This is a genomic window from Embleya sp. NBC_00888, from assembly GCF_045207655.1.
In the GTDB taxonomy this organism is placed as follows: Bacteria; Actinomycetota; Actinomycetes; order Streptomycetales; family Streptomycetaceae; genus Embleya.
Genome location: NZ_CP108784.1, coordinates 1,194,572 through 1,207,852, shown reverse-complemented (window position 1 = coordinate 1,207,852; position 13,281 = coordinate 1,194,572). Strand labels below are relative to the sequence as shown.

The following is a 13,281-nucleotide window of genomic DNA, read 5'->3' as shown; positions in this document are numbered from 1 at the left end:
GGAAATGCCTCGTTTCGATAGCCGTCGGCTATGCAAGGCTGAAGGCATGCAGTTCCGGCAGCTCGTCTACTTCGTCGCGGTCGCCGAGACCCGGCACTTCACCCGCGCGGCGGCGCGTACGCACGTCGCCCAGCCGTCGTTGTCCAAGCAGATCCGGGCCCTGGAGCACGAGTTGGGCGCCGAACTGTTCACCCGTGTACGCGGCAACATCGCGCTGACCCCGGCGGGGGAGCGGCTGCTGCCGATCGCGCGGCGGATCCTGGCGGACGTGGACGTCGCGCACCTGGAGGTGGCCGAGCTGGTCGGGCTGCGCTCGGGCCGGGTCCGGATCGGCGCGACCCCGTCGTTGTCCGCCAGCCTGCTGGCCGAGGTGTTGCGCAGCTTCCAGGCCCGCTACGCGGGCATCCGGCTGCTGGTCGACGAGAACGGCTCGCGGGACCTGGTCCGCGCTCTGCTGCGCGGCGACCTGGACCTGGCGCTGATCGTGGTGCCGCCGCAGGGGGTCGGCGCGGCGCTGACCACCGAGCCGCTGCTGCGCGAGGATCTGGTGCTCGCGGGCACGCCGCCGGTGGCCGGCGCGACCGTGCCGATCGAGGCGCTGCGGGGGGTGCGGCTGGTGATGTTCCGGGACGGCTACGACCTGCGCGAGTCGACCCTGACCGCGTGTCACGAGGCGGGTTTCGAGCCGGAGTTCGCGATCGAGGGCGGTGAGATGGACGCGGTGTTGCGGTTCGTGGAGGTGGGCCTGGGACCGGCCATCGTGCCGAGCATGGTGCTGGTCGGCCGACCGGGCCTGACCGCGACGCCGCTCACCCCGCCCGGCCTGTCCCGCACCATTGCCCTGGCCCACCGCAGCGACGCCGCGCTCACCCACGCCGCGCGCGCCTTCCGCGAGGAACTGCGCGCCTTCCTGACCCCCGACCGCCTGCCGGCCGGCGTCGAGCGCATCGGCGAGCACGGGGTGTGATCCGCCGCCGGTCGGCCGGCGCCCGAGGCACCGCCCGACCGCCGGCTTCGCGGTGTCACCCCAGCGGCATGAGCAGGCAGGTCGTGGTCGCGGTGGCGAGCAGGCGGCCTCGGTGGTCGGTGAGTTCGGCCTCGGCGGTGCGGATCGTGCGACCGCGGTGGATCACCCGGCCCTCGGCGCGCAGCTTGCTGCCGTCGAGCGGGCCCGGGCGCAGGTAGCGCACCGAGATGTCGAGCGAGGTGTACCCGGTCGCGGGCGGCAGGGTGGTGTGCACCGCGCAGGCCATCGCGGAGTCCAGCAGCGTGGCCGCGATGCCGCCGTGCATGGTGCCGATCGGGTTGGCGAACTCGGGCCGGGCGGACGCGCCGAACACGATCCGGCCGTCCTCGACCTCTTCCGGCTCCATGCCGATGAACGGGCCGATCCCCGTGGGCATGCCGTGGTCCCGCAAGGCCTGGAGCTGTTCCAGACCGGTCGGTCCCGCGGTCGACGACGTAGTGCTCATCCCGAACCCCTCACCTGAGTTGACGCTGTCAAGTTGACAGCGTCAAGTCGGCGCCTGTCAACTGGACGTGTGCCGCCCACCAGCCGATCCCGCGCCCGTACCCGTGCCCGTCCCGGGGACGGCGCGCTGCTGCGCGACGAGATCCTGCGCGCGGCGACCGCGCTGCTCGACGAGGCCGGCGACGAGTCCGCGCTCACGCTGCGCGCGGTCGCCGCGCGGGTGGGTGTGACGACGCCGTCGGTGTACCTGCACTTCGCGGACAAGGAGGCGCTGGTCGAGGCGGTGTGCCTCGCGGTGTGGGAGGACCTCGGGCGGCGGATGCGCGAGGTGGGCGACGGCATCGCGGATCCGTACCAGTCGATGCGTCGGCGCGGTGCCGCGTTCGTCCGCTTCGGGCTCGAACACCCGGTGCAGTACCGCCTGTTGATGATGCGGCCGCGATCGGGCGCGGCGGGCGGGTGGACCGCGGCGGACGCGTGCCTGGCCTATGTCGGCGAGGCGATCCAGCCGTGTCTGGACGCCGGTGTCCTGGTCGGCGACCCGACCCGACTGACCCTGCAGATGCTCGCGGCGCTGCACGGCCTGGTGGCGCTCTACCTCGCGCGGCCCGACTATCCGTGGCCGGACGACGTGGAGACGATGGCCGACGAGGTGACCCGGATGGCCGGGTTGGGCTCCGCGCTCGCCGGCCGACTGCGCGGCCCCGGGCCGGCGCCGAGCACGAGCGCGTTCGCGGCGGGATTCGACGCGCTCGCCGACCGGCTGCGGCGGCCGGAGCAGGCCGAACCGCCCGCGGACCCGGCCCGGGACGCCGGGCCGATGCGCGGCGACCCCCGGGGCGGCGGGCCGCTCCCGTAGCGGCGGGCGGGGGAGACGGCCGCGCGCCCGGTGCGCGTGGGGGTCAGTGACCCTTGCGCTTGTCCGCCTGCTTCTTCACCTTGTCCACGATGGACTTGACCTTGTCCGGGTTCTTCTTGGCGTAGTCGGTCGCCTTCTTGATCAGCTTGTCGAGACCGGCCATGACGCCCACTCCTTGTTTCGTTCGGGGCGATCGGATCGCCGCCGCTCTGGTCGATGTCACTGTGCTGCGACCGCTGTGCCTGCCGGGGCGCTGCCCGGACGCGGTGCCGTGACCCGGATGCGATGCCGCTCCGGTTCAGGATCAACCGCCGCCCGCCCGAAATCGTTCCCCCGGATCCGACGGCAGGGCCGCACCGAGGACGATGCGGCCCTGACGCACGTTCGCGCGGGGGTCGTGCGGCCGGGGTCGACCCCGGGGGAATCGGCTCAGACGTTGACGCCGAAGTCCTTCGCGATGCCGGCCAGGCCCGAGGCGTAGCCCTGGCCGACCGCGCGGAACTTCCACTCGTTGCCGTTGCGGTACAGCTCACCGAAGACCATCGCGGTCTCGGTGGACGCGTCCTCGGTGAGGTCGTAGCGCGCGAGCTCGTTGTTGTCCGCGCGGTTGACCACCCGGATGTAGGCGTTGCGCACCTGGCCGAAGGACTGGTCCCGGGCCACCGCGTCGTGGATCGACACGGGGAAGACCACCCGCTGGACGTCGCCGGGCACGGACGCGAGATCGACGTTGACGGTCTCGTCGTCGCCCTCGCCCTCACCGGTGAGGTTGTCGCCGGTGTGCTGGACCGAGCCGTCGGGGCTGGTCAGGTTGTTGTAGAAGACGAAGTGCAGATCGGACAGCACCCGACCGTCGTTGCCGAGCAGCAGTGCGCTCGCGTCGAGGTCGAAGTCCGCACCGGTCGTGCTGCGCGCATCCCATCCGAGACCCACCGCGACGGCGGTGAGACCGGGCGCGGCCTTGGACAGGGATACGTTGCCGCCCTTGGCGAGACTGACTCCCATGGCAGTGCTTCCTTCCCTCGTGCATGTCTGGGTACAGGCGGATCGGGTGATCACGCGACGGCCGCCGATGGATGAATCTACAGGACTGTAGAAGCCCGGCGCGCGCCGGCGCGACGTGTGCATGTCGTGTGACGTGCGATCGCCAATGCAGTGATACCCCATCCCACCATCGTGGGACGACAGCGGGCGGCCGAACTCTCGGGACGGATGCGTCGATTCGGTCGCGTCCGAAGCCCGGGCGGGTCGCACGGGGGCGCGAGCGGCGGGGCAAATGGGTTGATTTCCTTGGAGATTACCGCACATCACCCAGCCGTCCTCGGCGCAACTCCCCGTGCGCGCGCGGCAGGCGCGGAACGGCGCGGACGGGCGCGACAGGGGCCCGGCCACGCGCGGGGTTCACTCGCGCGCGAGCCCCGCGCGGACGTCCCCGGGTACGCGCGCACACAGCCGGAACGCGTCGCCGACGACCCCGGCGGCGAGCGTGCCGCCGAGCGCCGCCAGGCGCCCGTCGAGGGACCTCAACCCCAGGCCCGCCCCGGTCGGCGCCGAGCCCGCGCCGGCCCGCACGCCGTCGTTGGTCAGGACCAGTACGACCGCGCCGTCCGGCTCGACCGACGCGGTGATCGCGCACCGGGTCGCGGAGCTGTGCCGCAGTACGTTGGTGGCGCCCTCGCGCAGCACGGTCGCCAGCACGGTGTCGATGCCCGCCGGCAACGCGCCCACGTCGACGGCGACCTCCACCGCCACCCCGGCCCCGACCAGCACGTCCCGCGCGCTCCCCGCCTCGACCGCCAGCGACATCCCGCGGTACCCGCCCGAGACCGTGCCGACGTCCGCCAGCGCCTGCCGGGCCATGGCCAGGCCCTCGGCGAGCCGGCTCGCCGCCGACTCCGGGTCGCGATCGGCGAACCGCAGCGCCAGTTGGGTCTTGAGCACCAGCGCGGACAGGCTGAAGCCGAGCAGGTCGTGCAGATCGTGTCCCAGCCGCAGCCGCTCGCGGGCGACCTGCCCCGCGGCCAACTCGACCCGGGCCGCGCCCAGTGCCCGCGCGAGGTCGGCCATCCGGACCAGACCGTAGACCAGCGCCGCGCGCTCGAGGATCCACACCACGTGGTAGACGTGATCCAGCAGGGTCGGACTCCAGGTGCCGAAGTACACGTCGTGCAACGCGAATCCGATCACCGCGAGCACGCGCCACGGCCCGCGCAGCAACACCAGGGCGAGTCCGGCCAGGAACAGCCCCACCGACCAGACCCGGGCGTCGAACAGGACGAGCGGCACGTACGCGAGCGCGATCTGCGCCGCGAACGTGCACCGCCACCAGCGGGGCCGCCCACCCGAGGCGGGTGTGCAGTTGCGGATGTACAGCGCGACGAAGGCGCACAGCAGGAGTCCGAACAGCGCCTGCCGGGCCGGGGAGTAGTCGCTCGCGGCGAGCACCCGCAGCGGCAGCGGCGCGATCAGCAACACCAGGATCGCCACCCGCAGCACCGCGACCGCGCGCGGCGTCGGCTCGTCGGCGATCGCCGGCGGCGGGGTGCTCTCGACGCTCTTGTGCTCGTGCGCGAAGGCCCGGGCCCGGGTCATCGCCACACGGGCCTCGGCCAACGCCTCGGTCAGGGCCGGCCGGGAGCTCTCCGGGCGCTCGCGCAGTCCGGCCAGGAGCGCGTCGCCGCCGGCCAGGATCCGGGTCAGGCTCGCGCCGACGCCGTCGGTCAGGTGCCGGGCGAAGCGCAGACGCTCCCGGGCGACCTCGGCCTCCGCGAGCGCGGTGCGGGTCGCGGTCAGCGCGGCGACCAGGTCGGCGAGCCCGGCGAGCGCGTACACCGCCAGCCCGACCAGGGCGGCCTGCCCCAGAACCAGGTACAGCGCCTCCACCACGGTCGGCCGGACCGCGAGACCGACCGGCACCTGGACGGCCAGCACCGCCACGAACCCGGCCCAGGCCGCCCACGCGGGCCGCAACAGCAGCAGCGCGGCGCCCGCGAGGAAGCCCGGATTGCCGTACCAGGTCTCGTGGAACCACGTCATCGGCAGATAGGTGAGCACGGCCTGCGCGCCGAGCGTCCACCGCCAACCCGCCGGCCGGGAGCCGTCCGCCGGGCGTACGCAGTTACGCAGGTGCAGCGTCACCAGGGCGAGCAGCAGGCCCAGCGCGATCGCCTTGGCGCCGGTCGACAACCGGGTCGACTGGACCAGCCCGACGAAGCCGCCGAAGAAGAACCCGCAGGTGATCACCGCGGTCACGACCCGGGCGAGCAGCGGCGCGAAGGCGGCGTCCTCCCGAGGACCGAAGGCGGCCCTCATCGCGCCGCGACCACTCGACGCCACCATCACCATCCCGTGCCGTTCCCCGGTGCCGCCGACGGCGGCGCTGTGCGAGCATGCCGGCCGCCCCGGGCGTCCCGGCGGAGCCCGGCTTTTCCCTCGGCGGCAGGCAAACGGTACCCACCGGACATCGGACCCTCGCGCCGGGGTCCACCGCGCGAACGGGCCTCGGTGCGCGGGTGCCGGCGCGGTCCCGCGCCGCCGGTGGGGCCGGTCACCCGCACGGATCACCCGGCTGGCGCGGCCCCTCGGTGCGTTCGACGGTGACGTGAGGCAGCCGTATCCGTCACGAGTACGAAGCGAGGCGTCCATGTTCGCGGCCCTCGGCGGGTTTGTAGTACGCAGGCCCTGGTGGGTCGTCCTGGCCTGGGTGATCGCGGCGGGTGTGGTGATCGGCCTCGCGCCGAAGCTGACCTCCTCCACCGACGAGAAGAGCTTCCTGCCCAAGTCCTACGAGTCGGTGCGCGCGTCCGACCTGCGGGACCAGGACTTCCCGCAACAGGAGAACGTCGGCGCGGTCATCGTCTTCCAGCGCTCCGACGGCAAGCCGTTGACCCAGGCGGACAGCGAGCAGGTGGCCCGGATCTCGGCGTCGGTGCAGGCGCGGAAGATCCGGGACGTCCTCGCGGTGACGCCGGGGCAGATCTCGCCGAACGGCCTCGTGCAGACCTCGACGGTCGCGATGCCGGAGATCACCGACCCCGACGACGAGACCCCGCAGGACGCGGTCGAGGAGATGCGCAAGGACGTCAAGGCGCAGGTGGCCGGCACCGCCCTGACGGCGGGCATCACCGGTCAGGCCGCGCAGGCGCTCGACGAACGGGACTCCTCGAAGAGGGCCGGCACGCTGGTCGCGGTCGGCACCATCGTGATCATCGTGTTGCTGCTGCTGATCATCTTCCGCAGCCCGATCATCGCGCTGCTGCCGGTGGTGATCATCGGGCTGATCGCGCCGATGGCCACCGGGCTGATCGCGTCGGCCAACAAGGTCTTCGACATGAAGGCGGACAGCTCGATCGAACAACTGCTCACCGTGGTGCTGTTCGGCGTCGGCACGGACTACGTGCTGTTCCTGCTCTTCCGCTACCGCGAGGTGTTGCGCGAGGGGGTCGACGCCAAGACCGGCATGGTGCACGCGGTGTCCAGGGTCGGCGAGGCGATCGCCTCCGCCGCGGCGGCGGTGATCGTCGCGTTCGCGGCGCTGACCCTGTCCACGCTCGGAATGCTGCGCTCGATGGGCCCGGCGCTGGCGATCGCGGTGTTCGTGACGCTGGTCGCGGGCCTGACGCTGGTGCCGGCCGTGGTCTCGCTGCTGGGTACCCGCGTGTTCTGGCCGTCCAAGTCCTGGCGGGTCGCGCCGCACGGCACCGGCTTCGCCCGGCTCGGCCGGGGCATCGGGCGCCGACCGGCGGTGTTCGCGGTGCTGTCCGCGCTGGTGATGGGCGTACTCGCGATCGGCGCGCTGGGCTACAAGGCCAACTTCGACCTGGCCGGTTCGTCGTTGCCCTCGGACAAGGAGTCCGTGGTCGCGATGAAGAACCTGGAGAAGGGCTTCCCGCCCGGCACCACGGACCCCACCGAGGTGTATCTGACCTCGACCACCGGCCGGCCGCTCACGCCCGCGGAGCGGATCCCGTTCGAGGCGGTGTTGCAGCGGGTGCAGGGGGTCGGCTCGGTGACCGAGGCGGTGCTCAGCGCGGACCAGCGGACCGCGTTCTACTCGGTGGTGCTCACCGATTCGCCCGCCACCGACGAAGCCCTGTCGACGATCAGGGACCGGCTCCGGCCGACCATGCACGAGGCGGCGCCGGCCGGGACCCGGGCGCTCGTGGGCGGGATCAGCGCCGTCTACGTGGACATCAACCGGGCCGTGGATCGGGACTACTCGGTGGTCTTCCCGGTCGCCGCGGTGTGCATCATGATCATCCTGGGCCTGCTGCTGCGCAGCCTGGTCGCGCCGTGGTACCTGATGGCCTCGGTGGCGCTGGGCTTCGGCGCCACGCTCGGCGCGACGTCGGTGCTGTTCCAGAGGATCGGCGACCAGCCCGGGCTGATGTTCATGCTTCCGGTGATCATGTACCTCTTCGTGGTCGCGCTCGGCACGGACTACAACATCCTGATGGTGTCGCGATTGCGTGAGGAGGCCCGCGATGGCCACAACCCCCACGACGCGGCGGCCGTCGCGGTCAAACACTCGGGCCCGACCATCGCGGCCGCGGGCGTGATCCTGGCGGGCACCTTCGCGACCCTGATGCCGGCGGGCAACTCGACGTTGTCCCAGATGGGCTTCGCGCTCTCCAGCGGCATCGCGATCGCGGCCTTCATCATGGCGCTGATCTTCACCCCGAGCCTGACCGCGCTGATCGGCCACGCCGCGTGGTGGCCGGGCCACGGCGACGCCAAGCCGGCCGGCGAGACGGAACGCGAAAGCGAACGGGTGGGGTGAGGCCGCGTCGATCCGCGGGCGGCACCCGCCTCCGGCGCGGCGGCGCGGTCGATCGAAAAAAGTTCGGCGCGACCGATGAGTTCTTCCGCGGGCGACCGTCTATCCCTTCGAAAGCACCGAGACGTACGAGATGGGACGCATCATGGCCACGATGATCTTTGTGAACCTGCCGGTCAAGGACCTCACGAAGGCGACCGAGTTCTACACCGCGCTCGGGTTCACCCAGAACGCGCAGTTCAGCGACCAGAACGCGAGCTCGTTCGCGATCAGCGACACGATCCACGTGATGCTGCTCGTCGAGTCGTTCTTCAAGACCTTCACGAGCAAGGAGATCGTCGACGCGACCAAGGCCACCGAGGCCATCGTCGCGCTGAGCGCGGAGAGCCGCGAGGGTGTCGACGAGCTGGTGGAGAAGGCGTTCGCGGCGGGCGCCAAGAAGTCGAACGAGACGATGGACCAGGGATTCATGTACGGCCGCAGCTTCCAGGACCTGGACGGCCACCTGTGGGAGGTCGTGTACATGGACATGTCGGCGGTCCCGGACCAGCCCTGAGCCGGGGGTACGACCCGGCCCGTCCGGCGGGGGCGCCGTGCCCGCGGTCGTCAGAGGCCGGGTGGCTCGGGGCGTACCAGGCCGTTCTGGTAGGCGATGACGACGAGTTGGGCGCGGTCGCGGGCGCCGAGTTTGGTCATGGCTCGTTGGATGTGGGTGCGGACGGTCAGGACGCTCAGGACGAGTTCTCGGGCGATCCGGTCGTTGGATTTGCCGTGGGCCGCCAGGACGGTGACCTCCTGTTCACGGGGCGTGAGGTCGGCGAGGCGTTCGGCCGGGGCGAGGGGCGGTCCGGAGGCGGGGGTGGTGAGGAAGCGGGTGATCAGCGCCTGGGTGGCCCCCGGTGACAGGAGGGCCTCGCCCGCGGCGATGGTGCGGATTCCGTCCAGCAGCGTGTCCGTGGTGACGTACTTGCCGAGGAAGCCGCTGGCACCCACGCGTAGTGCCTGGGCGACGTATTCCTCGGTCTCGAACATGGTCAGGATGAGGACGCGGGTGCCGGCGAGGCCGGGGTCCGCGCAGATGGCGGCGGTGGCGGCGAGGCCGTCCCCGTTGGGCATGCGGATGTCCATGAGGACGACGTCGGGCCGGTGCGCGCGGGCGAGTTCCACCGCTTCCCGGCCGTCGGCGGCCTCGCCGACGACCTCCAGGTCGTCGCAGGAGTCGATCAGGAGCCGGAAGGTGCCGCGCAGCAGGGCCTGGTCGTCGGCGAGCAGGACGCGGATGGTCAACGGATTTCCTCGGGTCGTCGTCCGGTCGGGTCGTCCGCCGGGGTGCGGGGCTGGAATGGGAGGGCGGCGGCGACTTCGAAGCCGCCTTCGGGTCGGGGGCCGGCGCGCAGGTCGCCACCGACGGAGTGGGCACGTTCGCGCATGCCCATCAGTCCGTATCCGCCGCCGGGCATCGGCGGGACGGCCCCGCCGCTCATTGTGCCGTCGTTGGTGACGGTGATCAGCAGACGCGAGCCGTCGTAGCGGAGCCGGACTCGGGCCGCGTGGTCGGGCGCGTGTTTCGTGGCGTTGGTCAGCGCCTCCTGGATGATCCGGTAGGCGGTCAGGTCCACTCCCGGGGACAGCGGCCGAGCCTGGCCCTCGGTGCCGACGGTGACGGTCAGGCCGGCCGATGCGCAGGCCGCGACCAGTTCGGGCAGGCGGTCCAGGCCCGGGGTGGGTTCCAGCGGGGAGGCGTGCGGGTCGGCCGTCTGGCGCAACACGCCCACCGTGGCGCGCAGTTCCAGGAGCGCGGAGGTGGTGGTGCCGACCAGGTCGGCGAGGATCTTGCGGGTCTGCTCCGGGTGCGTGTCGGCGAGGTGGGCGGCGGTGCCGGCCTGGGCGTGGGCGACGGCCATGTGGTGGGCGACGGCGTCGTGGAGTTCGCGGGCGATGCGCATGCGTTCCTCGGCGACGCGGAGCCGGGCCTCCTCCTCGCGGGTGCGTTCGGCGTGCGCGGCGCGGGCCTGGACGGATTCGAGGTAGGCGCGCCGGAAGCGGCTCCTGCCGCCCAGGGACACCGGCAGCAGCAACCACAGGACCGTGCCCACGGTGCGCAGGATGAAGTCGTCGCCGAGCGGCGCGCCGGCCAGCGAGGTGGCCACCAGCAGGGCCACGGTCGCCGAGCCGTAGACGCCGGTCGTCCGCGAATCGGTGAGCGCGGCAAGCCAGTACAACGCGGTCATGACCGGGGCCAGCAGCAGGGGACTGGGCAGGTAGCCCAGGGCGGTCAGCAGGGCGGCCGCGGCGGCGGTGACCGCGAGGGTGGCGCGCGGGCGGCTGCGGGCGGCCACGACGGCCGCGCCGGAGACGACGAGGATCCAGGCGGGCCACAGGGCGTGCGGGGGCGAGGACTCGGACGTGCTGATCTGGGCCCCGAAGAGCGTGCAGACGCACAACGCCACCGCCGTCGCCACGTCCGCGGCTCGGGCGTGGCGCTCCGCGTACCGTTCGAGGTAGTTGGTCATCGTGCTCTCCGCTGGGGGGCGTCGCAGGAATCCATGGTCGCCGACGACCGCGAGGACGGGGTGTGCGGACCGCCCGGGACACGGGTCTCGGGCGGTCCCGGGGTGGAGCCGGTCACACGCGAGCCCGGATCGGCCCTTCCGGGTCATGGTCGGGTCGGGCGGGCCGTGCGTGGCCGAGCGCCCCGCCTTCCACGTCGACCCGGGGCAGCACGCGGCCCAGCCACCCCGGCAGCCACCAGGCCCGGTCGCCGAGCAGGGCCAGGACGGCGGGCACGATCGCCATGCGGACCACGAAGGCGTCGAAGAGCACCGCGGCGGCCAGGCCGAAGCCGAGCATCTTGATCAGTCCCCCCTGCTCCCCGATGAACCCGGAGAAGACCGCGATCATGATCAGCGCGGCGGCCGTCACCACCCGGGCGCTGTGCCGGAACCCGGACACGATCGCCTGATCGGCGGATTCCCCGTGGGTGTACGCCTCCCGCATCCGGGAGACCAGGAAGACCTCGTAGTCCATGGCCAGCCCGAAGACGATGCCCATCATGAAGATCGGCATCAGGCTCATGATCGGCCCGGTCTGCTCCACCCCGAACAGGTCCGCGGCGTGTCCCTCCTGGAAGACCAGCACCAACGCGCCCAGCGCCGCCAGCACCGAGAGGACGAAACCCAGGGCCGCCTTGACCGGCACCAGTACGGACCGGAAGACCAGCAGAAGCAGCACCACCGCCAAGCCGCCGACCACCGCCAGATAGGGCACCAGCGCGGACTGCACCTTCGCGGCGATGTCGATGTTCAGCGCGGTCGTGCCGGTGACCTCGAACGTCGCCGACGCCTGCTTCTGTACAGCCGCACGGTTGCGGCGGATCGTCTCCACCAGGTCCTTGGTCTTCTCGTCCGTGGGGCTGGTCGAGGGGGTGGCCCGGAAGACCGCCGTGTCGCCGGCCTGGTTGAAGCGGGCCTGGGAGACCGACACGATGCCGGCCGTGTCGCCGATCCGGTCGCTGACGGCGCGCACCGCGGCGCGCGGGTCGGCTGCCCCCTTCGCGTCCACGACGATGGTCAGCGGCCCATTGAAGCCGGGGCCGAAGCCCTCGGCGAGCGCGTCGTAGGCCCGCCGCTCGGTGGTGGCGGTGGACTTGGCCTCGTCACCCGGCATGCCCAACCGCAGCGACGCCATCGGCACGGCCAGGGCGGCCAGGCCCACCACGCCGAGAACCAGCACCGCCACAGGACGACGCAGCACGAAACGAGCCCAGCGCGTGCCCAGGTTGCCCCGCCCGCCGGCGGTGCGGTCGCCGGGCCCGGTGATGCCACGCGTGCCGGCCTTGCGTGCCCTGCGTGCCAGCACGGCGTCGGGCCAGAACCCGAGCAGCGCGGGGACGACCGTCAACGCGACGAGTACGGCGACCGCGACGGTCCCCGCGGCGGCCAGGCCCATCTTCGTCAGTGTCGGAATCCCGACCACCGACAGACCCGCCAGTGCGATCACCACGGTGAGCCCGGCGAACACGACCGCCGATCCGGCGGTACCCACCGCGACCCCGGCCGCATCCCGCGGTGCCCGGCCGCGCCCGCGCTCCTCCCGATAGCGGGACACCACGAACAGGGCGTAGTCGATGCCCACCGCCAGGCCCAGCATCATCCCGAGGGTGATCGTGTCCGAGGACAGGCCCAACGGGCCCGCCAGCAGCAGGATTCCGAACAGGCTCACGGCGACGCCCACGATCGCGGTCAGCAGCGGCAGGCCGGCGGCGGCCATCGACCCGAACGTGAACAGCAGCACGACGGCCGCCGCCGAGAGGCCGACGATCTCCGCGGTCCCGCCGGGTCCGCCGCCGCTGTCCATCGCCGACCCGCCGGTCTCCACCGTCAAGCCCGCCGCCCGCGCCCGCTCCGCCGCCTTGTCCACCGCCGCACGACTGGCGTCGGTGACGTCGGCGGACTCCACCTTGTAGGTGACGGTCGCATACGCCGTCGAACCGTCCTCGCTGACGGCCTTCGACTCGAACGGGTCCGCGACACCGGCCACCTGCGGGCCGAACCCCAGCGAGCCCACCGCGTCCTCGACGGCCTTCCGCAGGTCGCCCGCGGTCACCTTCCGCCCGCCCGGGGCGACGAAGACGACCCGGGCGGTGGCGCCGTCCGCGGCCGTTCCGGGAAAACGCTCCTCCATGAGATCGAACGCCTTTTGCGACTCGATCCCCGGCATCGAGAACTCCTCGTCCGAGGGCCCCTGTGCCTGCGCAGCGCCCACCGCGACCGCGGCCAGCACCCCCAGCCACACCAGGAGGACCGTGCCGCGGCGCCGAAAGGCGCCGCGGCCGAGCCGATACAGAAAAGTCGCCACGTCAGGGTCTCCCTATCCACATGCGATGACCGCTCAAGGCTCGCCCGGCGGGACCCCTCCGGTCGTCATGCGGCTACGGACACTGCGACCTACCGAAACCCGACGACCTACTACTGAAATCGCAGTAGGCGCACGCGGCGCCACCTGCCCGGACAGGCTCGACACCGCCCATGCGGGCACTTGCCGACCGCGGTTGCCGGGGTACGGCGGAGTCGCCTGATCACCGGTCGGGTGACGGTCGGCGGGCGCTGTGACCCGGGCCGGTAGGTGGGTGCCGGCCCGGGCCGGCACGTGGACAGGTCGGTGGTCTCGGACCGG

The 13,281-nt window shown here is 72.4% G+C and carries 11 protein-coding genes; 4 read left to right on the top strand and 7 right to left on the bottom strand.

All coding sequences use genetic code 11. The features are described 5' to 3' along the window. The first annotated feature begins 46 nt into the window (after positions 1–46). Positions 47–967: a LysR family transcriptional regulator gene (locus OG948_RS04685; protein WP_406294058.1), complete on the top strand. Its 921-nt coding sequence runs from the start codon at positions 47–49 to the stop codon at positions 965–967. Between the two features lie 55 nt (positions 968–1,022). On the opposite strand, the gene OG948_RS04680 is transcribed toward OG948_RS04685, so the two are convergent. Beyond that, positions 1,023–1,472, bottom strand: coding sequence for a PaaI family thioesterase (locus OG948_RS04680; protein WP_406294057.1), 450 nt, complete (start codon positions 1,470–1,472; stop codon positions 1,023–1,025). A 69-nt stretch (positions 1,473–1,541) separates the two neighbouring features. On the opposite strand from OG948_RS04680, the gene OG948_RS04675 reads away from it, so the two are divergent. Further along, positions 1,542–2,330 carry a TetR/AcrR family transcriptional regulator gene (locus tag OG948_RS04675; RefSeq protein WP_406294056.1) on the top strand — a complete coding sequence of 263 codons (789 nt, stop codon included), beginning with the start codon at positions 1,542–1,544 and terminating at the stop codon, positions 2,328–2,330. Positions 2,331–2,373: 43 nt separating this feature from the next. Here the strand turns inward: OG948_RS04675 and OG948_RS04670 are convergent, their stop codons facing one another. The 3 genes from OG948_RS04670 to OG948_RS04660 all read right to left on the bottom strand — a co-directional run bounded on the left by OG948_RS04670 (position 2,374) and on the right by OG948_RS04660 (position 5,642). Further along, on the bottom strand, positions 2,374–2,493 hold the full coding sequence (locus OG948_RS04670; RefSeq protein ID WP_379989414.1) for an Rv0909 family putative TA system antitoxin: 120 nt from the start codon (positions 2,491–2,493) through the stop codon (positions 2,374–2,376). Positions 2,494–2,759: 266 nt separating this feature from the next. Then, the gene (locus tag OG948_RS04665) at positions 2,760–3,335 is read right to left on the bottom strand and encodes a TerD family protein (protein ID WP_406294054.1); all 576 of its coding nucleotides are present in this window, start codon (positions 3,333–3,335) and stop codon (positions 2,760–2,762) included. Between the two features lie 396 nt (positions 3,336–3,731). Beyond that, on the bottom strand, positions 3,732–5,642 hold the full coding sequence (locus OG948_RS04660; protein ID WP_406294053.1) for a histidine kinase: 1,911 nt from the start codon (positions 5,640–5,642) through the stop codon (positions 3,732–3,734). Between the two features lie 331 nt (positions 5,643–5,973). Here OG948_RS04660 and OG948_RS04655 point away from each other — a divergent pair, with 331 nt between their 5' ends. Then, entirely contained in the window at positions 5,974–8,109 is a 2,136-nt protein-coding gene (locus OG948_RS04655) for an MMPL family transporter (protein WP_406294051.1), read from the top strand. Between the two features lie 142 nt (positions 8,110–8,251). After that, positions 8,252–8,662 (top strand): VOC family protein, encoded by a 411-nt coding sequence (locus OG948_RS04650; RefSeq protein WP_406294049.1) that lies wholly within the window; start codon positions 8,252–8,254, stop codon positions 8,660–8,662. 50 nt (positions 8,663–8,712) lie between these two features. Here the strand turns inward: OG948_RS04650 and OG948_RS04645 are convergent, their stop codons facing one another. The 3 genes from OG948_RS04645 to OG948_RS04635 all read right to left on the bottom strand — a co-directional run bounded on the left by OG948_RS04645 (position 8,713) and on the right by OG948_RS04635 (position 12,963). After that, entirely contained in the window at positions 8,713–9,393 is a 681-nt protein-coding gene (locus OG948_RS04645; RefSeq protein WP_406294048.1) for a response regulator, read from the bottom strand. Continuing rightward, positions 9,390–10,619 (bottom strand): sensor histidine kinase, encoded by a 1,230-nt coding sequence (locus OG948_RS04640; protein WP_406294047.1) that lies wholly within the window; start codon positions 10,617–10,619, stop codon positions 9,390–9,392. Before OG948_RS04640 ends, OG948_RS04645 begins: the two co-directional genes overlap by 4 nt. Positions 10,620–10,731: 112 nt before the next feature. Beyond that, a complete protein-coding gene (locus tag OG948_RS04635; RefSeq protein ID WP_406294045.1) occupies positions 10,732–12,963 on the bottom strand; it encodes an MMPL family transporter in 2,232 nt (743 codons plus the stop codon). Between the last annotated feature and the right edge of the window lie 318 nt (positions 12,964–13,281).

What these genes read in the sequence shown, in the direction of transcription:
- OG948_RS04685 (WP_406294058.1), top strand. Translation starts at nt 47, where the DNA reads ATGCAGTTCCGGCAGCTCGTCTACTTCGTCGCGGTCGCCGAGACCCGG.
- OG948_RS04680 (WP_406294057.1), bottom strand. Translation starts at nt 1,472, where the DNA reads ATGAGCACTACGTCGTCGACCGCGGGACCGACCGGTCTGGAACAGCTC.
- OG948_RS04670 (WP_379989414.1), bottom strand. Translation starts at nt 2,493, where the DNA reads ATGGCCGGTCTCGACAAGCTGATCAAGAAGGCGACCGACTACGCCAAG.
- OG948_RS04665 (WP_406294054.1), bottom strand. Translation starts at nt 3,335, where the DNA reads ATGGGAGTCAGTCTCGCCAAGGGCGGCAACGTATCCCTGTCCAAGGCC.
- OG948_RS04660 (WP_406294053.1), bottom strand. Translation starts at nt 5,642, where the DNA reads ATGAGGGCCGCCTTCGGTCCTCGGGAGGACGCCGCCTTCGCGCCGCTG.
- OG948_RS04655 (WP_406294051.1), top strand. Translation starts at nt 5,974, where the DNA reads ATGTTCGCGGCCCTCGGCGGGTTTGTAGTACGCAGGCCCTGGTGGGTC.
- OG948_RS04650 (WP_406294049.1), top strand. Translation starts at nt 8,252, where the DNA reads ATGGCCACGATGATCTTTGTGAACCTGCCGGTCAAGGACCTCACGAAG.
- OG948_RS04640 (WP_406294047.1), bottom strand. Translation starts at nt 10,619, where the DNA reads ATGACCAACTACCTCGAACGGTACGCGGAGCGCCACGCCCGAGCCGCG.